Annotated in this window: 35 protein-coding genes; 1 reads left to right on the forward strand and 34 read right to left on the reverse strand. The window is 41.8% G+C overall.

Annotation, left to right across the window (positions count from 1 at the left end; genetic code table 11):
* Nucleotides 1-13: 13 nt before the first annotated feature.
* Nucleotides 14-2026 (reverse strand): tyrosine-type recombinase/integrase, encoded by a 2013-nt coding sequence (locus tag FM019_RS05530; RefSeq protein WP_143834886.1) that lies wholly within the window; start codon nt 2024-2026, stop codon nt 14-16.
* A 200-nt stretch (nt 2027-2226) separates the two neighbouring features.
* On the opposite strand from FM019_RS05530, the gene FM019_RS05535 reads away from it, so the two are divergent.
* Nucleotides 2227-2796, forward strand: coding sequence for a tRNA-uridine aminocarboxypropyltransferase (locus FM019_RS05535; RefSeq protein ID WP_143834887.1), 570 nt, complete (start codon nt 2227-2229; stop codon nt 2794-2796).
* 34 nt (nt 2797-2830) lie between these two features.
* Here FM019_RS05535 and FM019_RS20970 read toward each other — a convergent pair whose 3' ends face one another.
* From FM019_RS20970 to FM019_RS05695, 33 genes are all read right to left on the reverse strand, one after another.
* Nucleotides 2831-3127 carry a hypothetical protein gene (locus FM019_RS20970; protein ID WP_260681531.1) on the reverse strand — a complete coding sequence of 99 codons (297 nt, stop codon included), beginning with the start codon at nt 3125-3127 and terminating at the stop codon, nt 2831-2833.
* A gap of 132 nt (nt 3128-3259) precedes the next feature.
* On the reverse strand, nt 3260-3649 hold the full coding sequence (locus tag FM019_RS05545) for a DoxX-like family protein (protein ID WP_143834888.1): 390 nt from the start codon (nt 3647-3649) through the stop codon (nt 3260-3262).
* 42 nt (nt 3650-3691) lie between these two features.
* The gene (locus tag FM019_RS05550; RefSeq protein ID WP_143834889.1) at nt 3692-4090 is read right to left on the reverse strand and encodes a hypothetical protein; all 399 of its coding nucleotides are present in this window, start codon (nt 4088-4090) and stop codon (nt 3692-3694) included.
* Between the two features lie 146 nt (nt 4091-4236).
* Nucleotides 4237-4560, reverse strand: coding sequence for a hypothetical protein (locus tag FM019_RS05555; RefSeq protein ID WP_143834890.1), 324 nt, complete (start codon nt 4558-4560; stop codon nt 4237-4239).
* Between the two features lie 64 nt (nt 4561-4624).
* A complete protein-coding gene (locus FM019_RS05560; RefSeq protein WP_143834891.1) occupies nt 4625-5524 on the reverse strand; it encodes a prenyltransferase in 900 nt (299 codons plus the stop codon).
* 78 nt (nt 5525-5602) lie between these two features.
* Entirely contained in the window at nt 5603-6061 is a 459-nt protein-coding gene (locus FM019_RS05565; RefSeq protein ID WP_143834892.1) for an energy transducer TonB, read from the reverse strand.
* 193 nt (nt 6062-6254) lie between these two features.
* Nucleotides 6255-6470: a TIGR02450 family Trp-rich protein gene (locus tag FM019_RS05570; RefSeq protein WP_143834893.1), complete on the reverse strand. Its 216-nt coding sequence runs from the start codon at nt 6468-6470 to the stop codon at nt 6255-6257.
* 106 nt (nt 6471-6576) lie between these two features.
* Entirely contained in the window at nt 6577-6921 is a 345-nt protein-coding gene (locus FM019_RS05575; protein ID WP_143834894.1) for a DUF4144 family protein, read from the reverse strand.
* Between the two features lie 12 nt (nt 6922-6933).
* Entirely contained in the window at nt 6934-7209 is a 276-nt protein-coding gene (locus tag FM019_RS05580; protein ID WP_143834895.1) for a hypothetical protein, read from the reverse strand.
* 76 nt (nt 7210-7285) lie between these two features.
* A complete protein-coding gene (locus tag FM019_RS05585) occupies nt 7286-7672 on the reverse strand; it encodes a DUF6713 family protein (RefSeq protein WP_143834896.1) in 387 nt (128 codons plus the stop codon).
* Nucleotides 7673-7709: 37 nt separating this feature from the next.
* Complete coding sequence (locus FM019_RS05590) at nt 7710-8156, reverse strand: hypothetical protein (RefSeq protein ID WP_143834897.1); 447 nt, start codon at nt 8154-8156, stop codon at nt 7710-7712.
* Nucleotides 8157-8210: 54 nt separating this feature from the next.
* The gene (locus FM019_RS05595; RefSeq protein WP_143834898.1) at nt 8211-8819 is read right to left on the reverse strand and encodes a class I SAM-dependent methyltransferase; all 609 of its coding nucleotides are present in this window, start codon (nt 8817-8819) and stop codon (nt 8211-8213) included.
* A gap of 21 nt (nt 8820-8840) precedes the next feature.
* On the reverse strand, nt 8841-9299 hold the full coding sequence (locus FM019_RS05600; RefSeq protein ID WP_143834899.1) for an SRPBCC domain-containing protein: 459 nt from the start codon (nt 9297-9299) through the stop codon (nt 8841-8843).
* A 109-nt stretch (nt 9300-9408) separates the two neighbouring features.
* The gene (locus FM019_RS05605) at nt 9409-9567 is read right to left on the reverse strand and encodes a YqaE/Pmp3 family membrane protein (protein ID WP_143834900.1); all 159 of its coding nucleotides are present in this window, start codon (nt 9565-9567) and stop codon (nt 9409-9411) included.
* A 90-nt stretch (nt 9568-9657) separates the two neighbouring features.
* A complete protein-coding gene (locus FM019_RS05610) occupies nt 9658-10002 on the reverse strand; it encodes a DUF2834 domain-containing protein (protein ID WP_143834901.1) in 345 nt (114 codons plus the stop codon).
* Nucleotides 10003-10090: 88 nt separating this feature from the next.
* On the reverse strand, nt 10091-10456 hold the full coding sequence (locus FM019_RS05615) for a DUF4870 domain-containing protein (RefSeq protein ID WP_185969201.1): 366 nt from the start codon (nt 10454-10456) through the stop codon (nt 10091-10093).
* Nucleotides 10457-10834: 378 nt separating this feature from the next.
* Nucleotides 10835-11104, reverse strand: a complete 270-nt coding sequence (locus FM019_RS05620) for a hypothetical protein (protein WP_143834902.1) — start codon at nt 11102-11104, stop codon at nt 10835-10837.
* A gap of 120 nt (nt 11105-11224) precedes the next feature.
* Complete coding sequence (locus FM019_RS05625; RefSeq protein WP_143834903.1) at nt 11225-11569, reverse strand: lactoylglutathione lyase; 345 nt, start codon at nt 11567-11569, stop codon at nt 11225-11227.
* 557 nt (nt 11570-12126) lie between these two features.
* A complete protein-coding gene (locus FM019_RS05630; RefSeq protein WP_143834904.1) occupies nt 12127-12372 on the reverse strand; it encodes a DUF2164 domain-containing protein in 246 nt (81 codons plus the stop codon).
* A gap of 116 nt (nt 12373-12488) precedes the next feature.
* A complete protein-coding gene (locus tag FM019_RS05635) occupies nt 12489-12800 on the reverse strand; it encodes a cupin domain-containing protein (protein ID WP_143834905.1) in 312 nt (103 codons plus the stop codon).
* A 225-nt stretch (nt 12801-13025) separates the two neighbouring features.
* The gene (locus tag FM019_RS05640; protein WP_143834906.1) at nt 13026-13385 is read right to left on the reverse strand and encodes a hypothetical protein; all 360 of its coding nucleotides are present in this window, start codon (nt 13383-13385) and stop codon (nt 13026-13028) included.
* A 121-nt stretch (nt 13386-13506) separates the two neighbouring features.
* On the reverse strand, nt 13507-13893 hold the full coding sequence (locus tag FM019_RS05645; RefSeq protein ID WP_143834907.1) for a hypothetical protein: 387 nt from the start codon (nt 13891-13893) through the stop codon (nt 13507-13509).
* Nucleotides 13894-14047: 154 nt separating this feature from the next.
* Nucleotides 14048-14200: a hypothetical protein gene (locus FM019_RS20790; protein ID WP_185969202.1), complete on the reverse strand. Its 153-nt coding sequence runs from the start codon at nt 14198-14200 to the stop codon at nt 14048-14050.
* A 161-nt stretch (nt 14201-14361) separates the two neighbouring features.
* Entirely contained in the window at nt 14362-14625 is a 264-nt protein-coding gene (locus tag FM019_RS05650; protein ID WP_143834908.1) for a Txe/YoeB family addiction module toxin, read from the reverse strand.
* On the reverse strand, nt 14622-14864 hold the full coding sequence (locus tag FM019_RS05655) for a type II toxin-antitoxin system Phd/YefM family antitoxin (RefSeq protein WP_143834909.1): 243 nt from the start codon (nt 14862-14864) through the stop codon (nt 14622-14624). The genes FM019_RS05650 and FM019_RS05655 overlap by 4 nt, the downstream gene beginning before the upstream one ends.
* Before the next feature lie 179 nt (nt 14865-15043).
* On the reverse strand, nt 15044-15340 hold the full coding sequence (locus FM019_RS05660) for a type II toxin-antitoxin system RelE/ParE family toxin (RefSeq protein ID WP_143834910.1): 297 nt from the start codon (nt 15338-15340) through the stop codon (nt 15044-15046).
* Complete coding sequence (locus tag FM019_RS05665) at nt 15328-15585, reverse strand: type II toxin-antitoxin system Phd/YefM family antitoxin (RefSeq protein ID WP_143834911.1); 258 nt, start codon at nt 15583-15585, stop codon at nt 15328-15330. The genes FM019_RS05660 and FM019_RS05665 overlap by 13 nt, the downstream gene beginning before the upstream one ends.
* A 170-nt stretch (nt 15586-15755) precedes the next feature.
* Nucleotides 15756-15977 carry a hypothetical protein gene (locus FM019_RS05670; protein ID WP_143834912.1) on the reverse strand — a complete coding sequence of 74 codons (222 nt, stop codon included), beginning with the start codon at nt 15975-15977 and terminating at the stop codon, nt 15756-15758.
* Between the two features lie 113 nt (nt 15978-16090).
* Nucleotides 16091-16384, reverse strand: coding sequence for a HigA family addiction module antitoxin (locus FM019_RS05675; protein ID WP_143834913.1), 294 nt, complete (start codon nt 16382-16384; stop codon nt 16091-16093).
* Nucleotides 16384-16662, reverse strand: coding sequence for a type II toxin-antitoxin system RelE/ParE family toxin (locus FM019_RS05680; RefSeq protein ID WP_143834914.1), 279 nt, complete (start codon nt 16660-16662; stop codon nt 16384-16386). Before FM019_RS05680 ends, FM019_RS05675 begins: the two co-directional genes overlap by 1 nt.
* Nucleotides 16663-16798: 136 nt before the next feature.
* Nucleotides 16799-17053 (reverse strand): hypothetical protein, encoded by a 255-nt coding sequence (locus tag FM019_RS05685; protein WP_185969203.1) that lies wholly within the window; start codon nt 17051-17053, stop codon nt 16799-16801.
* Nucleotides 17054-17172: 119 nt separating this feature from the next.
* Nucleotides 17173-17469, reverse strand: coding sequence for an excalibur calcium-binding domain-containing protein (locus FM019_RS21130; RefSeq protein WP_143834915.1), 297 nt, complete (start codon nt 17467-17469; stop codon nt 17173-17175).
* 114 nt (nt 17470-17583) lie between these two features.
* Nucleotides 17584-17817, reverse strand: a 234-nt coding sequence (locus tag FM019_RS05695; protein ID WP_143834916.1) for a type II toxin-antitoxin system RelE/ParE family toxin, incomplete at its 5' end; no start/stop codon positions are given.

The raw sequence follows: 17817 nt of genomic DNA on the forward strand, positions 1-17817 counted from the left end.
ACCTAGGCTCATTTTAGCTATTTAGTGGATACCGTAATGCCAAGTGTTCAATGTCAACCGGATCGCCACGACGATTAACTTGACGATATAAACTCAGCTCACCCGGACTCACATAACCTGCAACTTGTTCAAGGTCATTCAGCCGTGCGCCTTGCGACACTAAATAGGTCAAGTAGGTATGTCGAAGCGCCGCTAAACTAAACTGCTCTGGGTAAGCCAGCCCTGCATCGTGCGCCATATTGATCATCATCTGATCAAATTGTGCCGCATCTAAACGAGCTGCCCAAAGTGGATCCTCAGCCGATTTATTCACCGTCAGGGCACGTAAAATCTCTGCACACTCCTCGGACAGCTCAAGAGTACGCGCAAAATCACCTTCTATTTTGACCTGGTCTTGCTCAACATTCTGGCAGCGTATGGACAATAACTCTTCCGGGCTAACACCGCTAAGGATCATTGCCAAGGCCACTTTGCCTTCGCGATTGGCGACCTTGTATAGAGCCTGACATTCCCCTTCGTTTAACAGGCGTTGTGGCCCATTATTTGATGAAGAAGTACTAATGTTGCCATTACTGGCTTGTTCAAGCTGCAAAGGCGAGGCTTGCTGGCCCAGCATTGCCATGCGTTGCTGCTCCAACGCCTGATGCTCTGCCTGTTGCCCAAGTGTTAACCCCGATGGCGGAACCACAGTGTAACTTGTCATGGTTGCAGCGGGCTGTTTTTGACGGTTGATAAAGCTAAATATCAACAACGCGAATAAGCTGGCTAAGGTGGCCACCGCAACAGCAATACCCGTGTCGCGCCAATAATGAGGCGAAATAGGAAAAGTGGGAGCAAATGGCTCTTCAAGAATACTAATTTTCGCTTCAAATGGCTTTTGGACTTCTGTTTCTACGAGCTGATCTTTTAACGCTTGGGCTTGTTCCTCAAGTTGGCGCAAAGAGCGCGCCTGCCGACCGTATTCCTGTAACTTCTGATTGAATTCCTGCGCTTCTTTACCAAGTTGATCCAGTTCCAGCTCTAGCTGTTGCTGTTTACCTCGCGAAGCTGCCACGGTGCGCTGCAAGTCCTCCAAAAAGTTCTGCTGACTTTCTGCACTCACCTCAATCAAACGTTGCTTTAAGGTCTCCAAATTACGTTTGCGGTTGACCACATCGGGGTCAAGTTTCATGTACTCTTCGGTATAACGCAACGCGAGTTGTTTAAGAATACCTTCAGAATCTCGAATTGAACTTCTTAAACTATCTAAACGGGTTTTATCTTGTGGATGGGTGATTTGTTCGCCATTGGCAATACTTTCGCGCACGCTTGCCAGGGTCGCTGTGGCTTCAGCTTGACGATTCTCAGCTTCATCCAACGCGCCCCCTAAGCTTTTAATTTTTGCCAAGGTTCTGTTTTCATCTCGCTCCATGGAAATGATATTGTTTTCTTCGCTAAACTGTTCAACAAAGGCTCGTTGTTCAATGATCTTCTCTTCCAGTGCAACCAGTTTTTGCTGCCCGAGCAAAATGTCTTCCTCGGTGTTATCAATGGTTTCTTCAGCCAGTTTTGCCAGATAAAGTGTTAGCCACTGCTCGACTACAGGCTGTAAAAGATTTGCATTGCCGTCTGTCGCATACAGATTAATAATTCGGCTGCTTAATTGAGGCTCGGTAGAAAGCATGGTTGAAAGCGCTTCAGGAGACAGCTCCAAAGAATACTCTTGTGCCAGCTGAGCGCTCAATTCTTCCAATATTCGGTAACTGGTTAGCCGTTTACTATTAAGGGTAATTTGCTCTTCAGACACTGACGATTGCTCGTCAGAGAGCTGACTTGCATAGCTAAAGTGCAAAATCGCCTGACTTTGATAAATAGGCGGACGAGACCAAACCCAAATCAAAGCAACCACCAGCACTACCAAAAAGGTCATCGAGAGTACCAGCCATTTGTGCTTTTGTAGTTTTTTTGCTTCTTCTGCTACTCGCTGATCCGAATTGTCACCACCAAATTGTGGCGAGATCACCTCAACATTTTCACTAAATGCCATGACTAGTTTCCGTTTGTACTTTGCATTTGCACCACATTATTACTGCGCACATCTATTTGTGTGCATTAGATTATCAGCATTGGTAAGGCTCTGCGACTGATATTCATCGATAATTGACCAGGGCCTGACCAATCACAACTTGTATCCTCCCTGCCACTTCTTGTATCGTCAAGGTACTCTCCAACCCAAGGTGATTTACCATGCCCAAACGCTCCATTTGCGAACGATGTCACTACCCGCAAAATGTGTGCGTGTGCGACGCTATCCGTCCTGTCAATGTGCCGCTTAAGCTAATAGTTTTACAACACCCAAGTGAAGTCAAACATGCCAAAAACACCGCTCGACTTGTGCCTTTATGCGTAAAGCAGTGTGAGATCCATGTGGGTGAAAGTGCCAAAGATTTTGAACATATTGTTCCCACGATGGAAGATGCATGGTTGATATATCCTAGTAAAACCAGCCAGCCTTTGGAATCCACAAATAAAAAGGAGTGCTCACCCAAGCGCTTAATCTTTATCGATGCGACGTGGAAAAAAGCTTTCAAGCTGTATCAACTTAACCCGTGGTTACACACCTTACCGAGTTGGCACTTTGATCAAGTGCCAGACAACCAATACCACATTAGAAAAACGACCTTGACGCACAGTGTCTCAACATTAGAGGCCATAGCTTATGCGCTAAAGCTAACAACTGAAATGGATTCAGAACCTTTGTTAAACGTTCTGCACCGAATGCAAAGTCATCGCCAACGCTTTACTGATAAACGCTGAGTCATTAATAGACCAAATCGGTTTGTGAATAGGCCTACTTTCTAAAATTGAACCAACGAGGCAGGCGACCAAAAATCACCACGTAATAGGCAAATATTCCCAATGCAGAAAAAATAATGCCACTGACTCCCGGCGCTTTCCAGTCTCCGAACAATAACGAATAAACCGAAAAAGCAATGATCAACAAAGTGGGCGAGGCCACTAATGCAATCATAACTCTGACATTGGCAGGTATCTGCTTTTGCAAAGGTTCATGACGGTCCTGAGCGGAGTGCTCGTTTTGATCATTGTGTGCTGGGTCGGAACTATCTGTACCACTGGTTTGCTTCATTGGGCTGTATTTTCTGAGTCAAGTAGCTGTACTTTACAACGAATTCTCGTATCTAAATAGAGGGAAATCGTAGGAGCACTGCCGACATTCGTAATTTAAGAGGCATAACCTGGCTCTGAGGTTCGAATCAGGCTATTTAACAGTATCATCATGTAATTGTCGTAACAAAATAAGGCTAAGCACCACGACCGGCAAGTTAGTGGTCACTGGGTTAAATGCTTCCAGCAATACCACCGGAACGCGCAAAATCACAAACCCCAACAGCGCCAGCAAAGCAATGATGTTTAATTTGATCAGCAGTGTATGGCGATAAAAAAGGATTAGGCAGCAACCAAATAGAATTTCAGCCACGCCTGCGGAGCGAGTAATAACGTGGGAAACCTCGTTAGAAAACCCCATTGCATTGGTCATTAATAACTCTAGCGGGGCGACATTGAGCAACTTTGGGACTAAACCATGATAAATCCACACTAAGCCAATACTAAATCGACATAGTTGTGTCACGTTTACCCGAGCTAACATCCTTGTAAATCTCCTTTGAATTCGACCTTAAGGCCAAGATATCTATTGCTGCTCAACACGCAAACATTTTTGATAAAGGTAATAGGTAATCAGAATTGGCCCCGCAAACAACCAAGACACGGTAATCTGAAATTGAACAAAGAACACGGCGCACATAAGACAACCGAAGCCGCCACAGAGCAAATGGAATTTGTGAAAGGAAATACTGTCTTCATAGGCATCAGGGAATAATGATTTGAGGATCATTTGAAACAAACCCCACAGTCCTACAGCACTGAGGATCACACCAAATACAATTGCATAACCCATCCAATGACCCGCGCTGATCATATCCATTCCAGCTAGAAATCCGGTATCTATGGTATAGACCCAAATAGCCAAAATCGGGATAAAACTAACAACGGTTTGTAAAAGAAAATATCGAATAGACGGAGTATGCATGGAAAAGGAAGCTCTAAACTTTATAACAGACCGGTAAAAAATGACTGTGAATAAGAATAAACGCGATTACGGTAAAAGCAAACCTCAAACGTTTGTTCGCAATATGCTGCGATGAAATTCACCGTTGGAGAGGACCCAAAAACACATTAACGGCTCACAGCGTACTTTTGTCGTCCATAAATCAGCACAACTAAAGGCACCAAGGCGGTAGGCAGCATAACCCATAAAAGATGCTCAGCCACCCAAGGGATAAAAGACCAGCCAACGATCACGGCAGACATGTAACACCCTAAAAACACCAACATACGGCCAATTAACACTGCATACGCATCGGCATCAGAGTAATCGTTTGGATCCCAGTTGGAGATAAAATCATAACGTTTTTTGTGCGCAATAAAATAGCCAGCAAGCAAACTGGGTAGCGCAGTGACGACAGAAATAAGCGCAACAATCATCCATTTTTCGTTCATGATAGATTCCATTTTATTATTCTTTTAAAGGTGCTAAGGACATGGCTCAAAACCGAGCGCTAGACTATCGGAGAATTAAACTGAGTGCCAATAAAAATGGTGTAATTAAAGCGATTGCCACGTTCAAACCCATAAAAGGTAGTAGTTTTTCGGTGTTGCCATGGTGCTTGAAAGCACCTTTGCTGACCCAAAAACCAACCACCAATAAGGGCAAACACATTGCGCTTAGCATTGGTAGCGTCTTTGACAACAGGCCGACAAGGACCAGTGAAATCGCCAGAACAACGTTAACAAGATAGACCCACACCGCAAATTTTGGACCGTATGCAATGGCTAGATGTCGCCGACCAACGTGCTTGTCAGGCTCAATATCAGGCAATTGATTAAGCAATAATAAATTGTTCGACAATAAAAAAGGCAGCAAAGACACATACCACACAAGAGCATGATATTCCTGAGACAACACCACATAGGTGCCAACCACCATCAATGGTCCAAAGCCCAGCCCAGGAGCGATGAAACACAGCCAAGGCCGCTGATTTAACCAAGGTGTATAACTTAATACCAGCGCAACGCCTACTAACCCAAGGGGCAACAACAACAAGCCATGCTTCAAAATAAAATACAGGCCAATCAGCATGGTAAACACAAGGCTGATAATGCCAACATTCAGTACCGCCTTTAGCGCATCGGGATTAATAACCAAAGCGCCACTGCCGCCGCTAAAAGGCGTTTTTACCGTCGTGGTGTCTAGCCCAGTCTTGTAATCGAAATACTCATTGAGTGTGTTCACGCTGATATGTGCGCAGATAGCCCCGAACATCACCAGCACAAAATCACTGTATTGAATTGGCTGTTGCAACGTAATAGCCACGGATAAACCCAGAAATACGCTCACCGGCGCAAGGATCAAAAATGGCAGCCGCATACTGCCGATAATGGTTTTGAAGGTAGTGGGACGCATGGCTAGATTGGATCACACATCACGGTGAGTTCGATTGCGATTGGCGAGGAATGAATCATGCCTTTTTCAAGCCAAGCATTACCCTACGCGCTGACCCACAGAGTAAATTACATCTCGCCCGGGGCACGCTTTTTCCTTTTCTGCACTTTGACAAGTGCCATCATCCTGCCGTAAACAGAATTCGAACCGCGTTTGGGTTTTCAGATCAGACGTTAAAATATATTTAGGCAGTTTCGACCAATTCCACTTGGTGATAACTTCCTGAGCTGATTCGGCAAACATATCGTGTGATGAGGATACAACGCGAATATCGGTAATTTTGTTTTCCGGCGTGACCACATATTCAATGGTTGCACAGCCTTGAACGTTGTTTTTTGCCGCTTCAACAGGATACTTAGCTGCAAATCGCTCAAGCCCTTTCCATTTTGCGGTGGTAAATTCTCCACGAGCAATTTGCATGTCACTGTCATTATTAAATGAAGAACCGCACCCACTGATAGACAATAAAGCAGTCACCACTACAAAACGTATAAACACCCCAATATCTCCTTGTTAAACCAGACGTAAATTACCACGCTGATAATAAAAACCATCGATCATAAACCATACTTTAGCGCACCGACTAGAGTGTGACCAAATATCAATGGTGTCAAGCGAACAGCAGATTAGTGTTTCAGGTCTTGTGGACGCATTCTCTAAACAAAGCGCGACAGCACTCTAAGCTTAAAGCTCACTTCCACCCTTGCAGCCAGCGAGAAGGATCCTTCAGCGTACGCCAATCTATCAACGTTGCGTCTTTTGTCATAATCGCTTCAAGGGTACAGGATTCAACGGCACCGTCTTCGTCCAGCTCCAGCTCAGTTACTAAAAAGTGCTTTTGCTTTTTAACCGGTTTTACCGCAGTCCATTTACTATTGAGTAATTTTTTGGGATTAAATGAATTCATAGGAGCCAACACTATCGAACATAGCAACCAAGGTAAATTATTTTCTCAAATTTTAATTATCATTCGACGAGTAAAGAAAAAACGTACTGATTACAGGCGGTGATTATTAAGCGTCGGGATTGAGCAACTCAAATCCCTGTGCATAATTTTTTATAGTGATTTTGGCGACACAACAGTCTCCAAGCTGAGATTGGTGAGCTCGGATATGTTCAACCAGCTCGTCAACACTGACATAAACCTTTGAGATTTGCATTTTGTTAACTTGTGTACCAGGTTCGTTCAATGGGATCGCTTGTCCTGTGACATCAATCAACTTGTCCCCTTCAGCAAAGAGCATCGCGTTAACGTCAGGATCTTCAGACCAGGCAAGATAATCTGCAAAATACGTTAACTCAGCGTCACCAGCCAACACGAGAATGGCTGGCCAATTAACTTGTTGCTCAAGGCTCACTTAGGCTTCCTGCTAGAGTTTTTGTCGCCCGGAAAGTGACGCCGCCACTAACGTCATGGCTTCTTTTTTACTGAATCCTTGTTCGACTAACGCCTCATAAAGCCCACGAATATATTTGGCATTTGCTTCCATGTTCTCTGGGTCATTCAAGGCTTTTAGTGAAGCTTTGAGTTCCTGAGACATTTTTTCGCTGAGGCTGTCATAAACGAAATTTCTTTCATTTTGCGCGTAGCTGCTAGGTAGATACATAGCCATAGCAAAGATACAAAGTAGGGCAGAAGTTTTCATAGAATTTCCTTTATTGTTGAGTAGATCTGCGTTGTATGACATCAATTGGACTAACCAATATATATTCAGTTCGCTCCTAAGCTTTTTTTAAACGTCTATCTTGCCAAGTCATGACTAGAAAAATCAAAGCAAAAAAGGCTGCACTAAAAATATACAAATTTGAGAGGACGCCTTCAAACTGGTATAGCTCATGGTCAGATAATCTGAAATGAAGTGCTCCATGAACAACTAAAAATAGCGCTACGAACGTTCTGAACAGCGTTTTAATTTTAGGCTTTTGATGGTTACTAAAGTACAAAAAAAAGAAAAACATCGGGAAGTGCATCGCCACAAAAATAGCGCTCGCCGTGACATCGGGCAACGTACGCAAATGATAGAGCAAGCGCCATTCAACGTTTAACACGGCATCCAGCTCATGAGTGATCAAGGCACTAAGCCCTAAATAATAAACGATACTTTTCATAGCCACACATTAGGCTGCTGCAACGGCAACCCCTAAGTTATTTCCCCATTTCCGTCCAATTATTAATTGTTCCAAACAAATAGAAAATGCCAATCGCACAACAAATACTTGAGCTGACAAGCCAAAATGTCACGGAGTTTTGCGTAATTGCCGGATGGGTAGTGAAAAAAGGCAAGAATAACCCGGCGATACCTCTAAGAAGATAAATTGTTGTAATTCCCACTAGCGCAACCCTAGGCCAAGGTAGCGGTGGAATGATGCCCGCTCCACTTAGGGCATATAGCCCCCAAATAGCCAAAATTAACGCGATAATCAAGGTAACAAAGGTTGGGTAATGACTGCCTGCTTCGGCTAACTTGGCCATGCTCTCGCCTGCACCAAAAAATCGGTACCAGTCAGGGCCACCAAAGACAATCGCAACATGTAGTAAAGAGGCAATAAAGCTCAATGTCGCTGCGACAAACAATTGCGTGTTTCCGTTCATTTTTAAGCTCTCCTTTTTTGTTGGCGATTTGTCACAGCGCAGGCGATGTGCGCCTTATTCTACTGAACGCTTCTGGGCAATAATATACAAATGCTGGTTAGGCCAATCATCATTTTCAAGATGTCGACAAATACATTCACTGTCACTCAGTATCTTTAAAAGATTCTGTATGCCCAAGGCTGCATGGTAAAGCTCCTGCCCAAGAAAAGGATTGCTCCCGTCACCGGCAGAGTCAACGGCGCCACTGGTAAAAATAATTACTCCGTCGTCTGCTAACCCATTGCAAAGCTTACGTAAAACACTCTCCTGCTGATCCAGAGGTACGTGCCAGATACTGTCCCACGCAGAGACAAAATCATATTGATAAGGCAATTGCCATTCACAAATATTGGCATGGTGAAAAACAACATCTGGATGTCTGGCTCTCGCCAACTTTAGCATTTCAGCTGAAAAGTCCAAACCTTCGACATTAAACCCTTCGTTGAGTATCAAATCAATGATTCTGCCACTGCTCCCACAGCCAATATCAATTGCGCGATTATTGTTCTTAACAAATTGAAGTGCACGTTTGTGCTGCGCCAGACCATTGTGTCGATTAAATCGGTCACTGTCCCAGTGCGCAGCAATTTTGTCGCAGTTTTGCGCTTGTTGAACGGGGTTCATTTAATGCCTTAAACAAAAGGTTTAGTTATCAGCATAGCCATCAAACCAAGAGCGTTTAGCGTCATGATTGCGAAGGTCAACGCCAAAATCTACCGAAGCCTTCATGGCCATTAACCAGGAAACCCAGCCTGCGGTAATTTCCATTTTATCTGCGTCAGGAATACCTTCGGCAACCATTTCCAAGTCAGTACCAATGTTACCGTCGGAAGATAAATTAAACGTCGTCTTCCAACCAAAATACATCACTGAAAATGTCTTATTAGGCGTTCGCTCAAGAATTTCACCGGTGTCTTCAATATCGTTTAAGAAAACGTAGTGAATTTTGCCATTCGTTTCGTCCGCCGATTCAGCCCAATAACCGCGTCTTCCATCGTCAGTACTCAATGCTGAATACACTTTTTCTGGTGATGAGGAAAAGTGCAATTTCCAGCGAATAACGCCTTCGGTAGATTGAAAGCTATCATCACTTGTTGAACTCATCAGAAACTCCTCTTCTTAGAGAATCAATTCAACCACTCCGCTAATCAAGGCCGAAACAAAACGCCAGTTAACATTTAACTCACTTCAAGGCAATACGTATTGCGCCAAATTACTTGGTCGCAACCCAGATAGCGTGAATGATGCCTGGTACATAAAAAAGCAGACATAACAGTATGTTGATCAGCAAATCTTTCCCCACGCCGCTTTTTAGAAAAACCGCAATAGGAGGCAAGAAGATGGCTAAAATTATAAGGACTAATTTATTCATATCATTTCTCTTTTTTTGTTGTTATCTCACTGAGATTTAGTGTAGCGCCGATTTTTGTCTGTTTCTTTATTTTTTTAATATTCAAAACGTTTATTTGATGTTCGGCTTAACTGACTTTTCAAAATGGCTCAGTCTCATCAAAAGATATAGCGCAAAACCCACTGCCACACCTGGAATGAGTCCCAATAGCAAACAGACCCAACCATGACGTATAGCATGGACTTTAGCTTCGTAGACGATCCAAACCATTAATATAAACCAACATAGGATCACGTCCGTTGCATAGCCACTGGCATAAGGGTTGACGAAACCCGCGGAAATCGCCGCCCAAATATCAAAATGTTCGAGCAAAGGTGGAATTATTGTCAACGCAAAAAAAAGCGTGAACATTAACGCAATTGCAATTAATGAGAGCTTATAAATACGAATAGACATAACCGTAACCTAGTGTAAACACATTAAAACGCCCGCAACATTGGATCGAATACAGGCAAATAATTGAAAAGCTCTACGTATTTAGCAGCTAATACTTGAGAAACCTAATAGTTAATGGATAGGTCCACAAAACCCCATCGTTGGCCTTTATCGCGGCAATAATTGCAAACAGAAAATTTAGGATGGCCAAAACAACCAAGCCGATAAGCCCAATAAACACCAAGGCAAGGATCCCGCAAATAACACTATAAATTAGACAGCTTATCACCCAATTAACGGTCACTTTGCCATGTTTGTCTATTTCAACACTTTTGTCTTTATTCGCTACCCACATAACGATGGGTAAAACAAACCCTAACCCCGGTGCGACAATACTAGCCAACTGGCTCAAATGAATGAGCATACAATATGATTTGAGTGACATTCCCCAATATTCTTCCTGCTGATCCAACATTTATGCTCCTTTGTGAGTTGATTCGTGATTCGCTAGAGTAATACCAATCCACATAAAGAAGTGATCAGTCAGAATGCGCCCATTTACTTTCTCGCTGCCTGACCACTTCTTTGTGTGGATTGGTATAAATTGTTACTTTAAACTAGTGTGTGTTCATCGTCCTGCTTCAGCGTCTAACGAATTTTTATATCTGGAGCAGTGTGTGGGCACATTGAATAATAGCCTACAATAATTTTTGTAATTTAACTTTCTAATTAAGTCGATCTTTGAATGTCATATTGGCATAAACAGTCATTAGACCAACACATGGAGAGGCACTACACTTTTATTCATTACAATATCCTTATTCTGTCGCCTTATAACCAACCATCGCTTATATCACTCGCCACAAACAATCCGCTCTTCGCCAAGATGATAGATGTTATTGATTGCAACATAGACCCCAGACACCACTCCACTTACTGGAACCAAGATTAAACCTGTAATCGAATAATAAGTATTGGTATCTTCAAAACCATTGATAATTTTAAGTGTTTTGCGGTCGCTTGATATCTTGCATTTATTGATAGAAGAATAATCCTTGGTTGGCACGACGACACAGCCAGATAACAAACTCATAGAAACGATTGCAAGAAGAATATATTTCACATGTATGACCATTTGCCTCAATATCCTTTTTAAAGCTACATACACATCGGCTAAGTTTGCTAAGAGCGAGCTGAATCTATCAACGCTACACGCCTAACAAGGTGCTCACTTGATGGTTTTTTAGTTGCTAAGTTGTGTGACATGCAACAACTCTCCTGAAGGCCCCCACAAATAAAAAACTTTGCCCCAACGCTCTGATTCTATTGGAGTGAGCTTTTGAGCGTATTTAGTTGCTTTGGCCAACTCATATGCGTGATCAATGTCAGCAACACAGACTTGCAACATCAGGTTTTCGGCGAAATCCTTATTGTAAAATCGTTGAAGAAAAAAAGTACAATCACCATTCTCAACAAGGGTTAAATCATCGGTAGCAGGTGCTTGTGAAAAACCCAAATCTGAATAAAATGCCTTAGATTCATCATAATTTTTGCACGGTACAAAAACTCTTATATCTTCAACTTTCAATGCGCGCTCCCAGATAACTCAAACCCTGCAAATGAGTTTACTGCAAACTAGCCATTTTTATCAGAAAAATAGTAAAGCCGATGAAAAACGTTAAACCAATAATTACCATTATGGTTAGCGTCTTAGATCTGCGCATAGACTTAAACAGCTCGCTTATTGGACTAACAAGCAAAGCCAAACCAAATATTTCCAAAAAATCCATTTTACAACTCCGGCATTCTTAATAGGCCGTGAACATTTGAATGTTCAAATTCAAAGCCGTTTGACTCATTTCCATAGTGGGGATAAAAGTCAATAAAGGCAAATCTCCGAATACAATTTCCTTCTTAAAATACCATCTCGATCATTAGTCTTTAACCAACCCTGAATAGACAAAGCAGCCAAATTGCTATGATCTGTGTGGCTGGCCACCCTAATTAAAAAAACACTCCTTGGTTCATAACACTGAAATTTGGCACTGTTTATCCGTAATAGCTGAAAAGAAAGCTGGGAGGTAGCGTTTACACCATCATCGGGTTTGGAGCTGCTTAAAAAGCATGATTATAGGTTGATTGCACCTAGCGTGTTTCCTTTTCAATCCCATAAAGATCATCATCTATGCTTTGAACGCGTTTTTCGAAGACCACTCTTGCATCATGTAGCCCTTGATTGTAGTAATACGCACCTAACTCTTTAGAGACAAAATCCAAAAGAAACTCCGCATCAAATTGCCCTAACTCTTGAGCAAGTTCTTTTTCAAAATAGGATTGAAGTTTAACAACCATCTCATCCTTTTGTTGATTCGTGAATTTAATCTCAGACATTTATTTCAATTTCCTAGGCATCTAACGCCCCTTTTTAAACGGTTTATACTTGTTGGCACTCATTGCGAGACTCGAGCGAAACCAACCAGCGAATTTGGACTCGGTAGAATAGGTTGTTATACGCTTCCTTCATTTTCAACAACTAAAATCCTCGCTTCACCTTCTGGGTGAGCTACATGTTCAGTGCCAATTGACGCGTAAAATATGTCACCTGCATTCAATGTAGTAGAACACTCGATTTCGTTTTCTTTGTAAAACATTTTCACAACACCATCTAAAACGACAAAAACCTCTTCTCCATCATTTATATGCCATTTGTAAGGCTTATCGGTCCAGTGTAATCGAGTCGTTATACCATTCATATTGGCGATGTCTTTTGCTCCCCATGCCTGGGCGGCTTTGAATTCTTTGCTTCTAATTATTTTCAAATGATTTCCTTAATCCTTCAACATACCAAAGCGTATAACATCCCCAAGCTTGCTGACTATAATGGAGTGGTTGAAGCCCTATTCAGAGAGTCAGGGGCAAGTCAGCAGCTTTGCTAGCTGACATGACGCAGTTTGAGCAGTTGAGAAATAACCACAATGATAAGTATCGGTATTACCTGTATTAAGCGCTAAATCCATTTACATTCTTTTACGTTGATTGGACCGCTATACCGCATATGCTTCAACAAAACATATTCCACTAACGGCCAAAAATGCTATCCACGATAAATGCTTACCCTTTGTAAAATAGATAGAGAGAAGGGCGCTTACCATAAAAACCGTTCCAATAACGCATAAGGTAAAAACGTCGTTGGACGATTTATTATACAAAATCGCGGCAAACCCAAACGCCACTAACGACAGAATGTGCCAACAAAAACGCAGGGTACCTTTTGTAAAATGATCACTACCCAACAAATGCGGAATATTGTCCCGTCTAAACAGACGCATAAGTATATATCTTTCGCCAAGATATGAATGAGTCACACCAATCAATACTAAGATTGCAGAAGCTATTAAAATCAATATGAATCTCCTTGGCGTATGACGCCCTAATAAATAGCAAATACTTGATGGCTATTCTGCCAGGCAGGAGCCAAAATCAGCGATTGCTTCACAACGAGAATGGGAGCGGTTGAATGGATTGTTAACTTCCATTTGCTGACTTTACTAATTTGAAACTAATGTTGCCAGCAGTCATCTTTTTACCGTTTACATAAAGATCCACTGTAAACAACATTTTCTCACTTGTTAGCTCATTGATTGTAAGTACTTCCTTTTTAGTAGGGTGAGTGACAACAATTTTATTCTCTTCGATTGTGTATGTTGCTGTCGATACTTCCCCCATTGCAGAAGACGTAAAATTTCCATTTTCAAACAAAAAGAAGTCGCCCTCTCCAGCAGGCATTTCACCGAGAGAGCCCATAATTAAAGCGACAACATCCCATTTACCAGTAACTTTTGACTCAGAAAGCTCAGAGGCATGCGCTGAGAAAGACAATAAAAACAAAGATAAAAAGAAGATTTTGTGCATAAATTTTCCTAGAAGTTACTATGGTTGCTAACGTCCCTATTACACGGTCCAGGTTTACTGGCTAAACTTTGTGAAGAATAAGCCTAAGCCAGCGAGTTTGTCCAGTTGATTGGTTTGTTATATTGCTGATGCACCGGCAATAGCTCAAAAGACATTAGTTTGATTTGAAGTCTTCGTCTAGAACTCTAAGTTCCTTCAATTTATTTTCAAGCTTATCTATTTTACTCATAGTAGTGATGCTAAATACAAAGCCTGACAGGCCCATCCCCATTCCTATCAAACCAAATATAAATCCCAGACTTTCCATTCCGTACTCCCTTTAAGACTGAATAGAGACTAACGTATCAACTCAAATCTTAAACAGCAATATAACGCCCCTAAAAAACGGCAAATACTTGTTGGCTATACTTGCGAGGAACGAGCCAAAGCCAGCGAGTATTTACCCGGTTGATTGGTTTGTTATATTCCTTATTCATAGTGCGTCCACATTCTTAAAACTTTCACTGTTTTTTTGGGTTCAATAATTTGATATACCAGTCTGTGCTGAATGTTGATTCGTCGCGAATAACAACCCGATAAGTCTCCAACTACTTTTTCATATGTTGGAGGAGTTTGAAAAGGGTTCACTTTAAGAATTTCTATTAACGCTGCCGCTTTTATTTTTAATCCCCTGCTAGCCAATTTTCGGGCATCTTTTTGAGCATGCATTGTGTAAACAACTTTCCATGTCACCAATCAAGATCCTCGCTACAATCTGAAATATCTTCTTCCATGCCAACTTTGATAGATTCGCGCATGTTCGGAATTGATAAAAGATGTAATGTCTCTTGAATGGAATCCCAATCACTTTCAGAAAGCAACACTGCATTGTTTCGTTTACTTGTTATCAATACGGGCTCATGTGACTCAGCAGCTTCATCGATGACGCGATAAAGGTTAGCTCTAGCCTCTGTAGCAGACAATGTAGCCATGACTTTCTCCTATAAAAGAAAAGCGTACGTTATTCCGTACAGAAATACAAGGAGGAATATAACGCCCCAATTAAACGGCAAATGCTTGTTGGCTTAAAATGCGAGGAACGAGCCAAAGCCAGCGATTGCTTCACAACGAGAATGGGTCCGGTTGAATGGATTGTTGGCCGTACCTTCCATTATTTTAACAAGTACCTAATAAAATCTCGTTCTTGACTCAAAACAAACAAGATATAAATACAGTTATTTTCGAATTTGTAAAAAATTCGGCACGGTTCGACTATTACTTCTCGATAATCTGATGATTCTAACTCTGGAACTTTACGTCCAGAATGAGGGTGTTCTTCTAAATGCTCAATTTTCTTAAAGACTGATTTAACTAGTGATGATGCTGCATATGGATTTGATAACTCGATGTAATCAGCTATTTCATTCAACCCATTTAATGCAGGCTCCGTCCAGACTATTTCAGCCATTTCGATAGTTTCTCTTTCGCTACAGAATGAGAAATTACTCGATCTTCCTTGATTGCCTTTTCACCTAGAGCAATCCCCTCTAAAATTTGAATGCGTTTTTGCATCAATTCATAATCTTGTACATCAACCAAATAAGCTGATGGTTGACCGTGTTCAGTAATCAGGACCGGTTCTTTTGAAATATGCAGATCCGCGAGGATTTTAGTTGCTTGTCGCTTAAGTGTAGTGACTAACTCTACTTTCATATTTTTCTCTCCAACAAATGTGATACTAAAGTATCACACGTTGAAACTCAACCTTGTACGGCTAACGCCCGTATTAAACGGCCCAGGCTTGCTAGCTATACTTTGCGAAGAATGAGCAAAGCCAGCGAGTATTTGTCCGGTTGATTGGTTTGTTATGCGTAAATAAAAAGCTAAACATTACTTGGCGCTGCCGGTAAGTCGCGCTTAAGAACCAAAACTATTAGATAAATTAAAGCGACTGGTGGAATGATTGCAGTAAAAAATCCGATTGCTGATACTAGAATAGGTGTTTCTGTTTTACGTTTACCTAGATAAAAGCAAATAGCTGCCATGAAAACTGCAAGCCCAAGTACTGCAATAAGCTGACCTAAAAGTGTTGCGTTGATATTCATTATCTATATTTCTCCTTTACGTATAACGCCCCTATTAAACGGCACAAGCTTGTTGGCTATCATTGCGAGGCACGAGCCTTAGCCAGCGAGTTTGGGTCCGGTTGATTGGTTTGTTAGGCGACATGCAAAACTAATGGCTGTACGTTCTTGAGATCTACGTTTTGTTTTGCTTGCCAAAGTTCAAAATTGTCCTGCATGCTTAGCCAACTTTCTGGGGATCTTCCCAAAACCTTGGAGAGACGCAGTGCCATTTCTGGGCTAATTGCACTTTTTCCTTTTACAACACGACTTAATGTCGATGCAGCAACACCCAAGTGACTGGCGAGAGTTCTGCAGCTTATACCATGAGGCTCGAGATAAATTGATTCTATAAATTCACCTGGATGAGGTGGGTTATGCATATTCATTAGTGATAATCCTCGTAGTTTAGGATGAAAGCATTGCCATCCTTAAATTCAAACGTAACCCTCCAATTACCATTGACCGAAATTGACCATATACTAGATCGCTCGCCTTTTAACTGATGTAAAGAGAAACCCGGTAAATTGATATCGTCAATTTCTTTGGCAGTATCAATAGCAGCTAATTGCATTCTAAGCTTCTTTGAATGCTTTGATTGGATACCAGATGTTTTACCTTTCTCGTAAAACAACTTTAGGCCTTTATGTTTGAATGACTTAATCATGAATAGAGTGTAGCGCGATGCGCACCACAAATCAACAGTTGGCGCCTAACGCCCCTAATGAACGGCACAAACTTGTTGGCTAAAATTGCGAGGCACGAGCCTTAGCCAGCGAGTTTGTGTCCGGTTGATTGGATTGTTAGGTTGCATTGCTATTTTTAAACGACAAAACAATTTCAAAATGACCACTTGCTTTGAGGTTGTTAACCTGGACAGAAGCAGAAGGATATAGATCAGGATAATCAAACTCTAAATAGTCTATAACCTCATTTTCTTCCCACGGGCCTAATGAAGTTTGGTAATCACAAAAGTCATTTTGTACCTCTCTCCAAGACTCATACTCCTGCTTCGATAAAATCATTTCATCTTTAGTATAAACAATAAAAAGCTTCATCCTAATGCTACCTAACGCCCCTAATAAACGGCACAAGCTTGTTGGCTATAATTGCGAGGAACGAGCCTTAGCCAGCGAGTTTGGGTCCGGTTGAATGGTTTGTTAGGTGGCATGCGTTATTAAAACCTATTAAATTGCCTTTCACACGGAATACCATCTCTGTCCCCATCCATTTTTGTATCTGGACAGTTTTTTAAGAAAAAGTCAGCCTCTTCAAATGTTCTCATTTGACTGCAATGCTGCCTTCCGTCGCATTTGAACCGAATAGTTTGCTTTTGAAGATGAGAATCTGCAACAACCTCTATTGATATTTGCGTATTATTGCTGACAGCGACTTCATTCGCTGGCTGAATCGATGAATAGTGTATTAGTACACCTAGAACTATGAGTAAAATCAAAACTATTAGTTTTAACATCGACTAATCCTAATCTTTGACACCTAACGCCCCTATTAAACGGCCCAGGCTTGCTGGCTAAACTTTGCGAAGAATGAGCTAAGCCAGCGAGTTTGGGTCCGGTTGAATGGTTTGTTAGGCGCGCCCTCTCCATTTTTTGGGCTCTCTTGCACAGTGCATAATTGCAAATACAATAACGGCGTCTTCGCGTACTTCATAAAATATTCCATATGGGAAGCGCCTAACCAATGTTCGATGAAAAGCTTTGTAGACAATGGGGTATTGCTCGGGGTTTCTAGCTATTTTTGATAGGGAATCTTCAACACAAAGAATGAGATCAGCACCAAGCCCAGCTCTGCATTGCTCGAA

This window comes from Aliiglaciecola sp. M165 (assembly GCF_007197995.1).
Classification (GTDB): domain Bacteria; phylum Pseudomonadota; class Gammaproteobacteria; order Enterobacterales; family Alteromonadaceae; genus Aliiglaciecola.

Bases quoted from the DNA above. Each gene is read 5' to 3' on its own strand.
- FM019_RS05530 (WP_143834886.1), bottom strand. From the start codon at position 2,026: ATGGCATTTAGTGAAAATGTTGAGGTGATCTCGCCACAATTTGGTGGT.
- FM019_RS05535 (WP_143834887.1), top strand. From the start codon at position 2,227: ATGCCCAAACGCTCCATTTGCGAACGATGTCACTACCCGCAAAATGTG.
- FM019_RS20970 (WP_260681531.1), bottom strand. From the start codon at position 3,127: ATGAAGCAAACCAGTGGTACAGATAGTTCCGACCCAGCACACAATGAT.
- FM019_RS05545 (WP_143834888.1), bottom strand. From the start codon at position 3,649: ATGTTAGCTCGGGTAAACGTGACACAACTATGTCGATTTAGTATTGGC.
- FM019_RS05550 (WP_143834889.1), bottom strand. From the start codon at position 4,090: ATGCATACTCCGTCTATTCGATATTTTCTTTTACAAACCGTTGTTAGT.
- FM019_RS05555 (WP_143834890.1), bottom strand. From the start codon at position 4,560: ATGAACGAAAAATGGATGATTGTTGCGCTTATTTCTGTCGTCACTGCG.
- FM019_RS05560 (WP_143834891.1), bottom strand. From the start codon at position 5,524: ATGCGTCCCACTACCTTCAAAACCATTATCGGCAGTATGCGGCTGCCA.
- FM019_RS05570 (WP_143834893.1), bottom strand. From the start codon at position 6,470: ATGAATTCATTTAATCCCAAAAAATTACTCAATAGTAAATGGACTGCG.
- FM019_RS05580 (WP_143834895.1), bottom strand. From the start codon at position 7,209: ATGAAAACTTCTGCCCTACTTTGTATCTTTGCTATGGCTATGTATCTA.
- FM019_RS05585 (WP_143834896.1), bottom strand. From the start codon at position 7,672: ATGAAAAGTATCGTTTATTATTTAGGGCTTAGTGCCTTGATCACTCAT.
- FM019_RS05590 (WP_143834897.1), bottom strand. From the start codon at position 8,156: ATGAACGGAAACACGCAATTGTTTGTCGCAGCGACATTGAGCTTTATT.
- FM019_RS05595 (WP_143834898.1), bottom strand. From the start codon at position 8,819: ATGAACCCCGTTCAACAAGCGCAAAACTGCGACAAAATTGCTGCGCAC.
- FM019_RS05600 (WP_143834899.1), bottom strand. From the start codon at position 9,299: ATGAGTTCAACAAGTGATGATAGCTTTCAATCTACCGAAGGCGTTATT.
- FM019_RS05605 (WP_143834900.1), bottom strand. From the start codon at position 9,567: ATGAATAAATTAGTCCTTATAATTTTAGCCATCTTCTTGCCTCCTATT.
- FM019_RS05610 (WP_143834901.1), bottom strand. From the start codon at position 10,002: ATGTCTATTCGTATTTATAAGCTCTCATTAATTGCAATTGCGTTAATG.
- FM019_RS05615 (WP_185969201.1), bottom strand. From the start codon at position 10,456: ATGTTGGATCAGCAGGAAGAATATTGGGGAATGTCACTCAAATCATAT.
- FM019_RS05630 (WP_143834904.1), bottom strand. From the start codon at position 12,372: ATGTCTGAGATTAAATTCACGAATCAACAAAAGGATGAGATGGTTGTT.
- FM019_RS05645 (WP_143834907.1), bottom strand. From the start codon at position 13,893: ATGCACAAAATCTTCTTTTTATCTTTGTTTTTATTGTCTTTCTCAGCG.
- FM019_RS20790 (WP_185969202.1), bottom strand. From the start codon at position 14,200: ATGGAAAGTCTGGGATTTATATTTGGTTTGATAGGAATGGGGATGGGC.
- FM019_RS05655 (WP_143834909.1), bottom strand. From the start codon at position 14,864: ATGGCTACATTGTCTGCTACAGAGGCTAGAGCTAACCTTTATCGCGTC.
- FM019_RS05660 (WP_143834910.1), bottom strand. From the start codon at position 15,340: ATGGCTGAAATAGTCTGGACGGAGCCTGCATTAAATGGGTTGAATGAA.
- FM019_RS05665 (WP_143834911.1), bottom strand. From the start codon at position 15,585: ATGAAAGTAGAGTTAGTCACTACACTTAAGCGACAAGCAACTAAAATC.
- FM019_RS05670 (WP_143834912.1), bottom strand. From the start codon at position 15,977: ATGAATATCAACGCAACACTTTTAGGTCAGCTTATTGCAGTACTTGGG.
- FM019_RS05675 (WP_143834913.1), bottom strand. From the start codon at position 16,384: ATGAATATGCATAACCCACCTCATCCAGGTGAATTTATAGAATCAATT.
- FM019_RS05680 (WP_143834914.1), bottom strand. From the start codon at position 16,662: ATGATTAAGTCATTCAAACATAAAGGCCTAAAGTTGTTTTACGAGAAA.
- FM019_RS05685 (WP_185969203.1), bottom strand. From the start codon at position 17,053: ATGAAGCTTTTTATTGTTTATACTAAAGATGAAATGATTTTATCGAAG.
- FM019_RS21130 (WP_143834915.1), bottom strand. From the start codon at position 17,469: ATGTTAAAACTAATAGTTTTGATTTTACTCATAGTTCTAGGTGTACTA.